This is a genomic window from Acinetobacter sp. ANC 4654 (assembly GCF_002135425.1).
Taxonomy (GTDB): domain Bacteria; phylum Pseudomonadota; class Gammaproteobacteria; order Pseudomonadales; family Moraxellaceae; genus Acinetobacter; species Acinetobacter kyonggiensis.
This window is the reverse complement of sequence record NZ_NEGL01000003.1, coordinates 317,697-332,959: the sequence shown is the minus strand read 5'-3', so window position 1 is coordinate 332,959 and position 15,263 is coordinate 317,697. Positions and strand designations below refer to the sequence as shown.

The following is a 15,263-nucleotide window of genomic DNA, read 5'->3' as shown; positions in this document are numbered from 1 at the left end:
TATTCGCTAAAATAACAGACTTTATTCATCATCGGTATCTAAGCCAAATTTCTTTAAACGGTAGCGTAAAGAGCGAAACGACATGCCCAGTTTTTTTGCTGCCAGCGTTCTGTTCCAATGGGTCAAATTTAGTGCATTGAGTAAAATATCTTTTTCAATATTTTCCAAATAAAGCTCTAGACCTTCATCGGGTAACTTTTTCGAAGACAGTAGAATTTCAGTACGAGGAGCAGTCGTTGAGTCCTGATCTAGTAGAGTGCTGACGACTGGATAACGTAATGGCGCACTTTGTAAATTTGGCAAGTCAATTCTTTCGTCATCACTTAAAGTCATTGCGCGTTCAATAATATTACGCAGCTCTCGGACATTACCGGGATAATATTGATTCAGCAAAAAGTTTCTCGAGCGCTCGGTCAACTGCTTGCTCGGAATACCCCATTCTTGACTGATTTTTTGAATAAAATGATGGGCCAATAAAATAATATCATCGCCTCGTTCACGTAGTGGCGGAAGCACGAGATCCATCACATGAATACGGAAAAACAAGTCTTGGCGAAATTTACCTTGTTGTACCAATGCTTCCAAATCTTGATGACTGGCGCTAATGACTCGAAAATCGACATCAATTTCAGCGTCCGAACCGACAGGGCGAATACGTTTTTCTTGCACAGCACGAAGCAGCTTGACCTGCATACTTAAAGGCAGTTCAGCCACTTCATCTAAAAATAAACTCCCGCCATGTGCAGACTGAATCAGACCTTGTTTATCTTGTGTTGCACCAGTAAAGCTGCCTTTTTTGTGTCCAAACAGCTCACTTTCCATCAGTTCAGTTGGAATCGCACCGCAGTTAATCGCAATAAAAGGGCCTTCATTACGATTACTTAAACGATGGACCAAATTGGCAATGACTTCTTTACCTGTGCCTGATTCACCCGTAATAAAGACTGGTGCTTGAGAGCGAGCGATTTTATTTAAGGTAATGCGTAATTGTTGAATTGGCAGCGATTGTCCAATCAATAATTTTTGTTCCAGACTGTCTTCTTTGCTGTTGAAATGCTCGATAGGTTTATTTAAGGCTTTTTGTAAAAGCTGTTGCAAGTGTTTTTGATTAATCGGTTTACTGACAAAATCAAAAGCACCAGCTTTTAATGCCGCAATTGCAATTTCCATATTGCCATAGGCCGTCAATACAGCCACGGGTAAGGATGGAAAGCGTTGAGTCAACCATTCTACCAACTGTAGTCCATTACCATCAGGTAAATTTAAATCTGTTAAACAAGCATCATAACTATGTTCAGATAAGAGTTTTTTGGCTTGTTCTAGACGATGTGCAATATGAGTTTTTATGCCTATACGCGATAAAGACATTTGCATTAAGGTACATAAATCTTCCTCATCATCCACTAACAAAACAAGTGGTTGTCGTTCCACAATTACACCCCAGTAATATTAATTTAAAGCAACACGTGGGCATTCTATTCGAAAGCATGCCCCTTGTTTTTGTTCTACGTAGTTAAGTTCTGCTTGATTTGCTTCGCAAAAGCTACGTGATAGGTATAATCCTAAACCAGTTCCTGTAATTTCGGTACTAAAAAAAGGTTGAAATAAATAAGCGAGGTCTTGTGACGCGACACCTGAACCAAAATCCCGCACATCAATGCGAACATTAGACTCATGAGAATACACATTTAATTCGATCTTTGCATATGCTGGAGCATTATGCCGAATCGCATTACGCAGCAAGTTAATCAGAATTTGCCGCAGTTGAGCTTCATCAAACATGATCGCCATTTTATCTTGTATGTTGTATTTAATTTGCTGTGCGACGTCAGCTAAATCTTCTTGTAGGAATGTTGGGATAAACTGATTCAGTTGTAATTGTGTGGGATAGGTTTCTTTATTTCGTACCATATTCAGCGTATCTTGAATAATGCAATCAATTCGTAGCGCTTGTTTAGCAATCATCTGGCTTAAGCGTTGTTGCTGATCTGGATCACTGTCTGCCAAAAGTTCATTGGCTTGGACAATCGCTGCGAGAGGGTTGCGAATTTCATGGGCAATACTGGCGGAAAGTTGTCCTAATGCTGCAAGCTTGAGTTGTTGTACTCTTTGATTAAGCTTACGGGCATCTTGTACGACCAACAAGGTCAGAGTTTGATGCGGCACAATTAATTTTTGCACTTCAATGTGCATATGATACAAACTCAATTGTGACTCGAATTGAAATTTTTCACCGTTTTTGAGCTGATCAAATTTGAGCAATTCAAATAAGTCAGGCTGAACTTTGTATAAAGGGGATTTATCATAAGCATAAAGCGGAGGAATACCCAACAGCATACATGCCGCAGGATTGCTGAGCACAATGTGACAGTTCTCATCTAAGACCAAATAACCCAGTTCAATCTGCTCTAAAATATAACGGTTCAAATTTTGTAGTCGATTGAGCTCCAGAGATTGCGAGAAATTTAAATTTTCCAATAATTGGAAGCGTCGAACCGCTAATTGACCACTGCCATACACGACAAAAAACAAAAAAGCCAACAGGGCGCTATTACCGATATTATTGAGTGATGAAAAATCAAATAGGCTGCCTAAAAAAAGTTGGTAAACAACACTAATCACCGCAATCAGGGTAATGAGCAATGCCTTTTGTGCATCGAGTAATAACGATGCGGCAAAAATGGTGATCACAAAAAGCAGGCTTAAATGCAGATTAGGGCCATCCATGGCTAAAGTTAGTAAACTTAAAGCAATGACATCGGCTGTAAACAGCAAAATGAATTGTTGTGGGATTTTATATTTTATTTTTCTAATTAAAATCAATTGGATGAAATTGATGGTGACGTAGCCAATCAATACATAAAGATAGAGTTTTGGATATTGATAATCTGTATTTAAGCGTTGATAAGTAAGTACAAAAATCAGTAGAAGACACGTCGCAATAATCAATCTATAGGTGGCATACCACATGCCTAAATGATATTGATTAAACTCAAAAGTATGGTTTTTTTGCGTCATGCATGTCTTCTAGAAAGCGAAATTAAAAGTATTAAGGTTTAATTAGCCCATAACGAATGGCTAAATGGGTCAGTTTTACATCACTGTCTAAATTCAGTTTTTCGAAGATACGATAACGGTAAGTATTGACGGTTTTCACACTGACAAACAGTTTGTCGGCAATTTCCTGTGCACTAATACAATTCACCACCATCATTGCCACCTGCATTTCACGTTCTGATAATGCATTAAATGGCGACTGTTGGGTATCTGAAAGATATGAACTGGCCAGTTGCTCCGCAATATCGGCACTAAAGTATTTGCCACCTTGCATGACTTTGTTGATGGCACGAACCATCTCGGTGACTGGAGCACCTTTGGTAATATAGCCTTTCGCACCGGCTTTTAATAATAATGAAGGGTAAGGTTCTTCTGCTAAACCACTGACAGCGAGGACTTTGGTCTCAGGTGCGGTTTGCAATAGGCGTCGGGTGGTTTCTACCCCACCAATGCCCGGCATGTTCACATCGAGTAAGACCACATTGGGGTGATGTTGACGGACTAAGGTAATCGCTTCTTCTCCAGATTCAGCTTGACCAATGACTTGAACATCCGCATGGTCTTCGAGCATTCGGCAAATCCCGGTACGTACCAACTCATGGTCATCTACTACTAAAACTGTGATCACCTAGTTCTCCCTCAAATAAAAAAAAGCATGTTTTTTGTTACATAAAGCAAAATAAGCTTGCAATGAAATGACAAAATTAGCAATCCTATTCTTAATCTTTAAATAAAATGTTATGCACAATGTGATGAGCGAGAAACTGTTCACCTTTGTGTCTAAATGTAAGACATATTTGAGGTAATACACAAATGTATCTTACCTCCCAGAGTTGAGTAAACTATCGTGAAAAATTCAAACAAATCTTTAATGCATGTGCTAGGGATGTCTATCTTACTTAGCATGAGTTCAAGCAGCTTTGCAGAACTCATCATGGATGCATCTGGGGGGACAGGTCAAGCCGCTTTAAACTGGTCCTCTGAAGATGCGAAACAACTCCTCAATGGTGATGTTTCATCATTAAACGATGAAGCAACGCCACAAGGTTCAACTAAAATCACCACCTCTGTGCGCAGTTCAAATGCTGTCGTATCGCATGCTGCGCCTAAAACTGTACAAATTTTAAATAATTCGCGTTATAGCAATCAACCAGCGGTTAATGCACGTGCAGCATTGGTCATGGATTCTCAAACAGGTGAAGTGCTATACAGTAAAAATACCAATGCAGCACTGCCGATTGCATCCATCACGAAATTGATGACTGCTGTGGTCATTGCGGATGCCAGACTGAATATGTCTGAAGACATTACTTTGCAAGCGGTTGATTTTGCAGGAGCAGGTGGTAAAAACTCAAGCTCGACTTTACGTGCTGGCGACTCTATGAATCGTGCGGAAGTTTTATTATTGGCTTTAATGAAGTCTGAAAATCCGGCTGCGGCTGCTTTAGCTCGTACTTACCCCGGTGGTCGAGCTGCTTTTGTTTCAGCAATGAATAGCAAAGCAAAATCTTTAGGCATGACGTCCGCTCATTATTATGAATCGACTGGGCTTGATCCACGTAATATCGCTTCTGCACGTGATTTAGGTATTTTGGTCAGTGCTGCTTATCAATATGGGTTAATTCGTCAGTTCTCAACCACGGCAAGCTATGATTTTAATTTGGGTCATCGTGTATTGAAATCGAATAATACCAATGCTTTGGTGCGTAATGGAGGCTGGAATATTAATATTTCGAAAACAGGTTATATTAGTGAAGCAGGGCGCTGTGTGGTGATGCATACCACTTTGAATAATCGTCCAGCGGTTGTGGTGCTATTGGGTGCGGACAGCTCTCAAGCGCGTACTGAAGATGCTATGCGTTTAATGAATTGGACAAGCCAGTTACCAAAACGTATTTAACGCGGTTTTTAATGGCTTACAAAAACTCTTCTTCGGAAGAGTTTTTTTATTTCCTTAGCTTTTTATTTACAACGACAGAATGTGTCTCGACTGTCTGTTTTTCCATCGATTTTTCTCAAAAAAAGATTAAGATATAAAACGATAAAAACCAGATGATCATAGATTATGAATGCTATGCAACATGCGCGCATTTCGGCTAAGCGTTGGGGTGGGGAAGCTGAAGATTATTATGAAGTTCATCACTTTATTGATAGCACCAAAAGCCTGTGTAGCGATGCTCGCCATCGTATTTTACATACGCTTTGGGGCGTGAATAGCGTTGTGGTTCCGATTTATGGACATAGTCTGCTCAACAGTGCGGGAAAGGCGGTCGACCTGAAAGATCTTTGTGAACGTGATCACTTATTGGTGGATTATCAGCAACGTTTTATTCCCACCTTGGCTGATTTTGTTCGCGCCATTGATCCGGCACGTTTGCCTGTGGGGTTCGAACAAAAAATTGAAAAAATACATCAATATTATTCAAATCAACCACAACTTTCACAAATATTGTTATCGCCCTTAGCTTTAACGGGAAAATTACACTCGCTGTTGCTGACCCATAACAGTTGGTTTATCTACGAAATATTACCGCGTATGGGCTATCCCATTAGCAGTTTAGTGGATCTGGGTTGTGCCCCAGAGGACTTTTTTAATGCCATGCAATTTGAATTGTGGATGGATAATGGCATGGCAGTGCCTGCCAGTGCTCAGGCACTGAATCAAATAAAACATAATTCTCAATACACTTAATCATCAACACAGTTAATAAAGGAAATGAACATGCCGACTTTTGTCATCCGTGAGAAGTTCTTCGGTTATAACGATGAGGTTTTTTATGTGGCAGGAAACCGAATTGCCAATATTTTTCAAGATCAAGCCTTAGCTGAACAGCAGTATAAACAATTAGAAATTGCGGCAGCCCGTAATTTTGCCTTATACGAAGTGGCTGCTTTTTTCGATGCGACAGAAGATGAACTGCAAAAGTATGATGATTTCGTGTTTTCACGTTGTGGAGAACACATTGTCGAGGCGGGGGATATTTCTGAAGATGTTTTGCCGGCAAGTTTGAATGATGCAGATACTTTTGAATTTGTACAGTTGGCTCAGATGCAGAGTTATCAATTGGTCAGTTTTGCCGATGAAGTCAAATTTTATGCACTCTGGTCTTTGAAACAGCAAGACTGGATCAAACAATATGATGAATGTTTTGCGGGTCTTATTTATGCGGCCAGTCCTGAATATTTAAAACCGTATATGGAACATGTGTTTTCTGAATTTGATGAGCCTAATATTGTCCTTCAGGGAACACTCGATAGCTTAACGGAAAACCCAATATTGATGCAGTCGCTGATCGCAACCCATGCTGGACTCCGTTACAGTCAAGATCAACTACGCATTCAGGCTTGGGATGATGACGCTTTATTTGCGATCAACAGCATGTTAAAGCAGCCGCTGTTTGAGATACGTGAAATTGCACTGGATGAAATACAGGGCATTGAAAAAGCGTTGGAAAAAGAATATGGCTATGATTATGAATAAGAAAATTGATAGATAACAGCACAATAAAAAACCAGTTGCATGCAACTGGTTTTTTATTGCCGAAATTCGATTCTTACATATTAGAAAGAATCGAGGTTTTGACATCATTCATGGTTGCATCAATGGTCAGCATCACTGCATCTGAGCATTGTTTGATTGCTGTATCTGGGTCTTTTAAGCCATTCCCAGTCACAGTACACACAATCACTGAACCTTCAGCAATTTTACCTGCTTTGATGTCACGAATTGCGCCACCAATTGAAGCTGCTGATGCAGGCTCAACAAAGACACCTTCGTACATAGAAAGCAGACGTTGTGCTTCTAAAATTTCGCTATCTTGAAGTTCATCAAACCAACCGTTTGAATCACGTACCACGGCTTTCGCATGGTTAAAGCTTTGTGGATTACCAATACGAATCGCTGTTGCAACGGTTTCAGGGTTTTGAACTGGACCACCACGTAGGAACGGTGCAGCACCAGAAGCTTGATAACCGACCATAATTGGTAAGCCAGCAGGTTTAGGTCCTGTGAAAGCATCCGTTGCAGCGTCGTAAATTACTGCTTCGAATTGCTCTTTCGGCTGATTGGCAACAGCTTCGGTATAACCCATCCAGTGTGCAGTGATGTTCCCTGCATTACCCACAGGTAAGCAGTGATAATCAGGCGCACGACCTAAAGCTTCAACAATTTCATAAGCAATGGTTTTTTGACCTTGCAGACGGTATGGGTTGATTGAGTTAACAATCGTGACTGGTGCTTGATCCGCCACTTCTTTGACGAGACGCATACCATCATCGAAGTTACCACGGATTTGCATGGTGATTGCGCCGTACATCATCGCTTGTGCCATTTTACCCATGGCAATTTTGCCTTCTGGGATCAGCACGAATGCTTTGATGCCTGCACGAGCTGCATAGGCAGCCGCAGCAGCAGAAGTATTACCCGTAGAGGCACAAATAATGGCTTTAGAGCCTTCTTCAACCGCTTTGGTAACCGCCATGGTCATACCACGGTCTTTAAATGAACCCGTCGGGTTTAAGCCTTCGTACTTCACATAGATTTCAACATCTTTACCAATAATGCGGGGAATGTTCTCAAGCTTAATCAGGGGTGTATTACCTTCACCTAAAGAGATTGCACGAGTGGTTGCAGATACTGGTAAACGGTCACGATAACGGTCAACTAAACCAGTATAACGATTGGCATTAGACATGATGATGTTCCAATTGTGTGTAGAGCTTGGCAAGGGGAAATACTCCCCTTAACCCGATTAATTATCAAGCGATTCTAAACGAATTCGCACAATTTCGCCATGAATGAAGGGGAATGCTTGAATTTGTTGTAAGGCTTCATCCATCTTTGATTCAACCACAGGATCGGTCAAAATCACGATTGGAATCAAATCTTTTAAGCGTGGCTGCTGTAAGATGGCATCAATACTGATTCCAGCACGACTTAAAATTGTGGTTACTTCGGCAAGCACACCCGTTTGATCTTCGGCATTAATGCGGATGTAGTATCCAGTGGTCATTTCTTCGCGTGAAAGAATAGGCAAGTCGCTTAAAGCTTCAAATGCCAATTGTGGAATTGTCCCAGCACCATCTTCGGTATAGGCAATATCACGTACAATATCGACCACATCGGCAACCACAGCAGACGCTGTTGGACCTGCACCCGCACCTGCACCATAATACAACGTTGGACCGACTGCATTGGCTTGAACCAAGATGGCATTTTTCACGCCGTTGACATTGGCAAGCAATTCTTCAGCAGGAATTAAAGTCGGATGGACACGAAGCTCAATACCCGTTGCGGCACGGCGTGCAATCCCCAAATGCTTGATACGGAAGCCCAGTTCTTCAGCATATTTGACATCTTGTGCCGTAATTTTGCTGATGCCTTCGGTGAAGACTTTATCGAACTGTAAAGGAATACCAAAGGCGATGGATGCGAGCAGCGTTAATTTGTGCGCCGCATCAATGCCTTCTACGTCAAAAGTTGGGTCTGCTTCGGCATAGCCCAATTCTTGCGCTTCTGTCAGGACATCGGCAAAGGTACGACCTTTTTCACGCATTTCAGACAAAATGAAGTTGCCTGTACCGTTAATAATGCCAGCTAGCCAATCAATTTTATTCGCAGCTAAACCTTCACGAATGACTTTAATGATTGGAATGCCACCAGCAACAGCCGCTTCATAAGCAATTTGTACTTTATGATCATCAGCCGCTTTAAAGAGCGCAGTGCCGTGTTCAGCCAACAATGCTTTATTGGCAGTGACAATATGTTTGCCATGTTTCATGGCTTCCATAATCACTTCATAAGCAGGATGGATACCACCCATGACTTCAACCACAACATCGACATCGGGCTGACGTACAATGTCGAGCAGATCAGCACTTTGCTTAATTGATGCTGGAAGATCCAAATCGAGACGTGGACGACGCGTACCGACATGGGTAATTTCAATTTCTCGACCGGTGCGACGTCTGATCTCAGCAGCATTTTCTTTTAGTAGTTTAAGGGCACCACCACCCACAGTACCAAGACCGAGGATTGCCAGACGAACTGGTTTCACGTCACACTCCAATATCTAATCAATTTTAAGCGAGTCTAGATCATAGCTAAAAAAAGCATCAGACTCTAGGAAAGAAATCACTTTATCTTCAACTATAAAAATTAGTAAATTAACGAATAAAAATTAGTTATTTAAACGTTGTACTAATTCATCTGGAGAGAGGTAGCCACCGAGGTAAATACCTTCTTCATTATAGATCGCTGGTGTGCCATTGACCCCCATATTCAGGCCGAGTTGATATTGTGCACGAACGGGGTTTTTGCAGGTTGCTGGTGGAAGTGGGGTACCCGCAATGGCTTGATTGAAAGCCGCTTGACGATCTGTGCTACACCAAATACTTTCCATGGCTGGCATGAACTGTTCACCACGTGGCCACGCGATATAACGCACTTCAATACCTTTGGCATTAATCTCGCTCATATGTTCATGCAATTTATGACAATACGGGCAGCTGGCATCGGTAAAGACATACACAATATGCTGAGTTTTACCTTGGGCTTTATAGACCAATAGATCTTCAGTTTTTAAATCAGCAAGCAGTTTTTTATTGGCTGCCGATTGCAGGTTTTCACTGACATTGTGGATTTTACTGTCGCCTAAACGCAGTACATCACCTTGAATAATATATTTACCGTCTGCCGTGGCATAAACCGATGACATCCCTTCAAGGTTGACCCAATACAAATTGGGCACTTCAGTGACTTTAATATCGAGCACTTTGGCATTGATATTGGCTTTTTTGAAGTGCTGTTGCAGGGTTTTAATGAGACGCTGCTGTGTATTACGTTCAGAGAGATTAGATGCTTCTCCCGTTGCTGGTGCACTCGCGGTTAAGGTATTTTGCTTTTTTTCATCGTTATTTGAGTTGGAACAAGCACTAATTGCCAAGCTGCTTGCCAAAGTACATGCAATAAAAATTTTTGAGCGGGTAGATGACATAAATAACCCTTTCTTTTAACTATAGATAAAATAGGTGGCTTAGCATAACAAAAAACCGTCATGCTGGTTAGGGTGTCGTGATATTTGAGCAATGGATTGCGCTGTTGCTGAACAACCTCGTGAAGTCATCACCCTTTTGCAAGATCAAGGTTCTTTACTGAACTGTTGAATATGCGTTCTAGGCATCGCTTTAAGCGCGAGGGTGATGAGTCGCATGTAGTTGCTGCATGCGAATTTGGGCAACGTGAGTATAAATTTGTGTAGTGGATAAATCACTATGCCCCAATAACATTTGAACCACACGTAAATCAGCGCCATGATTGAGTAAATGGGTGGCAAAAGCATGGCGTAAAGTATGCGGTGATAATTCGGCTTGAACCCCAGCTTGTAGTGCATACCGCTTAATGGCATACCAAAAATTTTGCCGACTCATGATGCCGCCATGTTGAGTTAAAAAGACATAATCTGTGGCGAATTTATACAACTGAGAACGCGCTTCATTTAAGTATTTTTCAATCCATTCACAGGCCATTTGTCCTAAAGGCACCAAGCGTTCTTTATTGCCTTTACCGACAATGCGCAAATAGCCTTGTTTTAAATTAATCAATTCAAGGCGTAAATTAAGTAATTCAGTCACGCGTAAGCCACAGGCATAAAGCACTTCGAGCATGGCACGATCGCGTAGACCCAATGCCGTTGCAATATCGGGTGCATGAATAAGCGCTTCAACTTCTTGTTCGGAAATATCTTTGGGGAGTGAGCGGCCAATTTTAGGGGTTTTATGGGTTGCTACGGGGTTATCTGAACGTAATTTCTGTTCACGGAGAAATTTATAAAAAGAACGCAGTGCAGAAAGTGAGCGCGCAATGGAACGTGGGCTTTTACCTTGTTTGGTTAATGTTAATAAAACATCTGCAACGTCATCGCTCGACCAATTGGGCATTGCAGCAGCGTGACATTCACTACATTGAATTAAATCAGATAGATAGGCGTTGCGCGTATGCGGACTTACGGTTTGTGCAATTAAATAATCTCGGAAACCCTGTAAAAAACTTAAATGTTCAGGAATGCCCACAGGTGCAGGAATACGAGGTTTTTTATTCAGCATGTCAGCTCTACATTCAATGGAAAATCCAAGTTTTTCTTGGCTTTCATCAATTTAGAATAATTTTTTTATAATGTCGATGTGCAAGTGCAAGATGAGAATTAGAATCAAACCTTATTTGGTAATTATTCTCATTTGTTTGTATACTGGGGAAAATATTTTAGGATTAGATGCGGTGCGTTTATCTGATTTAAAAGTGAAACAAACAGCCATTATTCACAAAGTCAACCGAACTTTAGATGGCAATCTTGCTCAAAACGATGTGGTAGCCAGTCGTTTAGAGACGCTAGGTTTTGTTCCTGGTACAAAAGTACAGGTCATTACCAAAGGTATTTTTGGTGGAGATCCAATTTTAATTCAAGTTGGATTTACCCGATTCGCACTGCGTAAAGTTGAAGCTGAAAAAATTGAAATTAATCTTGAGGGAGCACCTGCATGAGTGATGCGCTGCGTATTGCCCTAGTAGGTAACCCAAACTGCGGTAAAACATCTTTATTTAATCACCTGACTGGTACGCGTCAAAAAGTCGCAAACTATGCAGGTGTCACTGTTGAGCGGAAGGTGGGGCAGTTTACCCTGCCATCAGGTAAGCCAGTCCGTGTTTTAGATTTGCCCGGAACCTATAGTTTAGAGGCCACCAGTCCAGACGAAGAAATCACCCGTGATGTGGTACAAGGCAAAATTGCCGAAGAAGGACAGCAAGATGCGTTCTTGTGTGTGGTGGATGCGACCAATCTAAATCTACATTTAGGTTTGGTGCTAGAAATGATCGCGCTGGGTCGTCCGATTTTACTTGTACTGAATATGATGGATGAAGCACGTCGCCGTGGCATGCAAATCAACACGCAAAAACTTTCAGAACGCTTAGGGATTCCCGTAGTGGAAACCGTGGCAGTACGTAATTCAGGAATTGAAAACCTGATGAATGCGCTGGATCAAGGCAAATATTCCATACCCCATACAGAACTCAGCGGCTTGAATGGCGATAATCATCATAAGATCAGCACCATTTTGCATGATGTTGTCCATTCGGTGGATCAAGAAGACAAGCGCTCTGATTTTCTCGATAAAATATTTTTACATCCCGTGTTGGGCTTAGTCAGCCTTGCCTTAATGATGTTTGTGGTCTTTCAAGCCGTATTTGCTTGGGCTGCACCTTTCATGGATGGCATTGAAAGCCTATTTGGTTGGTTCGGTGAGTTTGTTGGACAGCATATTTCACATCCATTGCTAAATAGCTTGGTGGTGGATGGGGTTATTGCAGGAGCAGGCGGAGTTTTGGTGTTTTTGCCCCAAATTTTGATTCTGTTCTTCTTTATTTTGGTACTCGAAGAATCGGGTTATTTACCCCGTGCTGCATTTTTACTGGATAAATTGATGTTTAAAGCTGGCTTAAGTGGTCGGGCTTTTATTCCGTTATTGTCGAGTTTTGCCTGTGCTGTGCCGGGAATTATGGCGACACGAAGTATTAGTGACCCACGAGATCGTTTAACCACGATTTTGGTTGCTCCACTGATGACCTGTTCAGCGCGTTTACCTGTTTATGCGCTCCTCATTGCCGCCTTTATTCCAGAACAATTGGTTTGGGGTATTTTAAATCTGCAAGGTCTAGTGTTGTTTGGTTTGTATATGGCCGGCATTGTCAGTGCATTACTGGTTTCATTTGTACTGAAATTTTTCCAAAGCGATAAATCACAACATATGTTGTTGATGGAGCTACCCAGTTATCGCTTTCCTGACCCTAAAAGTATTTGGATTGGTTTACTTGACCGTGCCAAGATCTTCTTAAAACGCGTTGGTGGCATTATTTTCGCGCTTTCTATTTTGTTGTGGTTCTTATGTACTTTCCCACAACCGCCTGAAGGTGCGACTTTACCCGCGATTGATTATTCTCTGGCGGGGATGCTTGGTCATGTGATGCAACCGATTTTTGCTCCACTGGGTTTTAACTGGCAGATTTGTATTGCTTTAATTCCAGCAATGGCAGCGCGTGAAGTGGTGGTGGCGGCTTTAGGCACAGTGTATGCCTTGTCTGCGACAGATGATGATGCCGTTGCCCAAGGTTTAGCCTCGATTATTAGCAGTGATGGTAGCTTAGGATGGTCATTGGCGACTGCTTTATCGCTTTTGGTTTGGTTTGTTTATGCCCCGCATTGCCTAGCAACATTGGCAACGGTAAAACGTGAAACGGGATCGTGGAAAACGGTCAGCTTTATGACCGCTTATTTATTTGGTCTGGCATATTTAATGTCTTTCCTAACCTATCAAATTGCATCGCATTATTTTGGTTAACTGGATTGGTTTTATTTGCCTCAAAATAATGTGCAGAGGAGATTGAGATGATTGAAGTTCTTATTATTGCAGCATTGGTGATTTGGAGTGCGGTTGTGGTCTTCAAAAAAGTCTTGCCTAAGACGGCAAACTCAGTCTTTATGGCGTTGTCCAATGTCTGTCGTCAACAAGGCTGGTCAACACTGGCAAAATGGTTAAAACCTGCGATGGCTTCTGGTTGTGGCGGCAGTTGTGGCTGTGCTGCAACTGAGGACAGTACACAGAAAAAAATAGAAGTCCAAGCGGTAAAATGGAAATAAATCGCCAGTTCTAAGCTGATTTAAAAAAACCGTCATTTTATGACGGTTTTTTTACGCACTGACACAAAAAAAGACGCATAAAGTCAAAACAGAAAAAGCATTCAAAACAGCAAAGTGCTAACATTTTGTCAGTTTTAAAAACCGACCAGAAAATGGGGCAAAAATGTTAATACAACGTGGTGGATTAAAAGTCGTTGCAGGGCTCGGAATTTCAGGTGTTGCAGCAGTAAATTTCTTACATGAACATGGCTACCGCGTTGCAGTAACAGATTCTCGAAAGACTCCACCAGGACATGATCAAATTCCAAGTGACGTGCAAACCAGCTTTGGTCAACTCGATCAAGAGCTGTTATTACAAGCCGAAGAAATTGTGATTAGTCCGGGACTGGATCCGAAATTGCCAGAAATTCAAGCAGCCATTGCTCAAGGTATTGCGGTGGTCAGTGAAATTCAAATTTTACGCCGCTTTACTGATAAGCCAATAATGGCGATTACAGGTTCAAATGCCAAAAGTACCGTAACCACTTTGATTGGTCTCATGGCAAAAGACGCGGGGATTAAGGTCGCTGTAGGAGGCAACTTAGGTCGTCCTGCACTGGATTTAACCAAAGATGATCCAGAACTCTATATTTTGGAATTGTCTAGCTTCCAATTAGAAACCACTTCGAATTTACATGCTGAAGTGGCTGTTATACTCAATATGAGTGAAGACCATTTAGACCGTCATGGCGATATGATGGGCTATCACACCGCGAAACATCGCATCTTTCAAGGGGTGAAAAAAGTCGTTCATAACCGCGATGACTCTCTCACGCGTCCATTGGTTCCAGATGCAACCCCGATGCAAAGCTTTGGTTTAAATGCTCCAGATATGAACCAATATGGCATCTTAAAAGAAAATGATGGCACCATGTGGTTAGCACGTGGTCGTGAACGTCTATTGAAAAGTTCAGAAATGTACATTCAAGGCACACATAATATTGCCAATGCTTTGGCGTGTTTGGCTTTGGGTGAGGCGATTGGTTTGCCATTGGCATCAATGCTGGACACTTTAAAAACCTTTAAAGGTCTAGAGCATCGCTGTGAATTTGTTAAAGAAGTTCAGGGTGTACGTTATTACAATGATTCTAAAGGCACCAACATTGGGGCGACATTAGCCGCAATTGATGGTCTAGGTGCTGCGATTGAGCCGCAACAGGGCAAAGTCGCCATTATTCTTGGGGGACAGGGTAAAGGTCAGGATTTCACTGCTTTACGCGATGCCTTAACAAAATATGCAAAGCTAGCGGTGCTGATTGGTGAAGATCGTGCAGTGATTGAAAAAGCGATTGCCAATACCACGACGCTGATGCATGCAGCATCTTTACAAGAAGCGGTAGAATTATGTCAACAGCATACTCAAGCCCATGATGTGGTGTTATTGTCTCCTGCATGTGCAAGTTTTGACATGTTTAAAGGTTACAGTGAACGTGGGCACCAGTTTGTTGAATGTGTGAACACACTTGCTTAGAAGAA

General features: G+C 41.8%; 14 protein-coding genes. 7 read left to right on the top strand and 7 right to left on the bottom strand.

Annotation, left to right across the window (positions count from 1 at the left end):
- Positions 1-21: 21 nt before the first annotated feature.
- From B9T24_RS07440 to B9T24_RS07430, 3 genes are read right to left on the bottom strand one after another with little or no spacing between them, the layout of a single operon-like run.
- Entirely contained in the window at positions 22-1,434 is a 1,413-nt protein-coding gene (locus B9T24_RS07440; RefSeq protein WP_171264871.1) for a sigma-54-dependent transcriptional regulator, read from the bottom strand.
- Positions 1,435-1,449: 15 nt separating this feature from the next.
- Positions 1,450-3,018, bottom strand: a complete 1,569-nt coding sequence (locus B9T24_RS07435) for a sensor histidine kinase (protein ID WP_086165190.1) — start codon at positions 3,016-3,018, stop codon at positions 1,450-1,452.
- A 31-nt stretch (positions 3,019-3,049) separates the two neighbouring features.
- On the bottom strand, positions 3,050-3,685 hold the full coding sequence (locus B9T24_RS07430; protein WP_004650062.1) for a response regulator: 636 nt from the start codon (positions 3,683-3,685) through the stop codon (positions 3,050-3,052).
- Positions 3,686-3,904: 219 nt separating this feature from the next.
- On the opposite strand from B9T24_RS07430, the gene B9T24_RS07425 reads away from it, so the two are divergent.
- From B9T24_RS07425 to B9T24_RS07415, 3 genes are all read left to right on the top strand, one after another.
- On the top strand, positions 3,905-4,957 hold the full coding sequence (locus B9T24_RS07425) for a D-alanyl-D-alanine endopeptidase (protein WP_143223738.1): 1,053 nt from the start codon (positions 3,905-3,907) through the stop codon (positions 4,955-4,957).
- Between the two features lie 165 nt (positions 4,958-5,122).
- Positions 5,123-5,749: a DUF6915 family protein gene (locus B9T24_RS07420; protein WP_086165189.1), complete on the top strand. Its 627-nt coding sequence runs from the start codon at positions 5,123-5,125 to the stop codon at positions 5,747-5,749.
- 30 nt (positions 5,750-5,779) lie between these two features.
- Positions 5,780-6,538 carry a hypothetical protein gene (locus B9T24_RS07415; RefSeq protein ID WP_086165188.1) on the top strand — a complete coding sequence of 253 codons (759 nt, stop codon included), beginning with the start codon at positions 5,780-5,782 and terminating at the stop codon, positions 6,536-6,538.
- 73 nt (positions 6,539-6,611) lie between these two features.
- Here B9T24_RS07415 and thrC read toward each other — a convergent pair whose 3' ends face one another.
- From thrC to xerD, 4 genes are all read right to left on the bottom strand, one after another.
- The gene (gene thrC / locus B9T24_RS07410) at positions 6,612-7,751 is read right to left on the bottom strand and encodes a threonine synthase (protein ID WP_086165187.1); all 1,140 of its coding nucleotides are present in this window, start codon (positions 7,749-7,751) and stop codon (positions 6,612-6,614) included.
- A gap of 57 nt (positions 7,752-7,808) precedes the next feature.
- Entirely contained in the window at positions 7,809-9,113 is a 1,305-nt protein-coding gene (locus B9T24_RS07405) for a homoserine dehydrogenase (protein WP_086165186.1), read from the bottom strand.
- 123 nt (positions 9,114-9,236) lie between these two features.
- Complete coding sequence (locus B9T24_RS07400; protein WP_086165185.1) at positions 9,237-10,052, bottom strand: DsbC family protein; 816 nt, start codon at positions 10,050-10,052, stop codon at positions 9,237-9,239.
- A gap of 190 nt (positions 10,053-10,242) precedes the next feature.
- A complete protein-coding gene (gene xerD, locus B9T24_RS07395) occupies positions 10,243-11,160 on the bottom strand; it encodes a site-specific tyrosine recombinase XerD (RefSeq protein WP_086165184.1) in 918 nt (305 codons plus the stop codon).
- Between the two features lie 172 nt (positions 11,161-11,332).
- On the opposite strand from xerD, the gene B9T24_RS07390 reads away from it, so the two are divergent.
- From B9T24_RS07390 to murD, 4 genes are all read left to right on the top strand, one after another.
- Positions 11,333-11,596, top strand: a complete 264-nt coding sequence (locus B9T24_RS07390) for a FeoA family protein (RefSeq protein WP_092687142.1) — start codon at positions 11,333-11,335, stop codon at positions 11,594-11,596.
- Complete coding sequence (gene feoB, locus B9T24_RS07385) at positions 11,593-13,449, top strand: ferrous iron transporter B (RefSeq protein WP_086165183.1); 1,857 nt, start codon at positions 11,593-11,595, stop codon at positions 13,447-13,449. Before B9T24_RS07390 ends, feoB begins: the two co-directional genes overlap by 4 nt.
- 47 nt (positions 13,450-13,496) lie before the next feature.
- Positions 13,497-13,748 carry a DUF6587 family protein gene (locus tag B9T24_RS07380; protein WP_086165182.1) on the top strand — a complete coding sequence of 84 codons (252 nt, stop codon included), beginning with the start codon at positions 13,497-13,499 and terminating at the stop codon, positions 13,746-13,748.
- A 163-nt stretch (positions 13,749-13,911) separates the two neighbouring features.
- Positions 13,912-15,258 carry a UDP-N-acetylmuramoyl-L-alanine--D-glutamate ligase gene (murD, locus tag B9T24_RS07375; RefSeq protein ID WP_086165181.1) on the top strand — a complete coding sequence of 449 codons (1,347 nt, stop codon included), beginning with the start codon at positions 13,912-13,914 and terminating at the stop codon, positions 15,256-15,258.
- The last annotated feature ends 5 nt before the right edge of the window (positions 15,259-15,263 follow it).

Coding starts and splice junctions, on each gene's coding strand:
- B9T24_RS07435 (WP_086165190.1), bottom strand. CDS start 3,018: ATGACGCAAAAAAACCATACTTTTGAGTTTAATCAATATCATTTAGGC.
- thrC (WP_086165187.1), bottom strand. CDS start 7,751: ATGTCTAATGCCAATCGTTATACTGGTTTAGTTGACCGTTATCGTGAC.
- murD (WP_086165181.1), top strand. CDS start 13,912: ATGTTAATACAACGTGGTGGATTAAAAGTCGTTGCAGGGCTCGGAATT.
- feoB (WP_086165183.1), top strand. CDS start 11,593: ATGAGTGATGCGCTGCGTATTGCCCTAGTAGGTAACCCAAACTGCGGT.
- xerD (WP_086165184.1), bottom strand. CDS start 11,160: ATGCTGAATAAAAAACCTCGTATTCCTGCACCTGTGGGCATTCCTGAA.
- B9T24_RS07400 (WP_086165185.1), bottom strand. CDS start 10,052: ATGTCATCTACCCGCTCAAAAATTTTTATTGCATGTACTTTGGCAAGC.
- B9T24_RS07415 (WP_086165188.1), top strand. CDS start 5,780: ATGCCGACTTTTGTCATCCGTGAGAAGTTCTTCGGTTATAACGATGAG.
- B9T24_RS07380 (WP_086165182.1), top strand. CDS start 13,497: ATGATTGAAGTTCTTATTATTGCAGCATTGGTGATTTGGAGTGCGGTT.
- B9T24_RS07420 (WP_086165189.1), top strand. CDS start 5,123: ATGAATGCTATGCAACATGCGCGCATTTCGGCTAAGCGTTGGGGTGGG.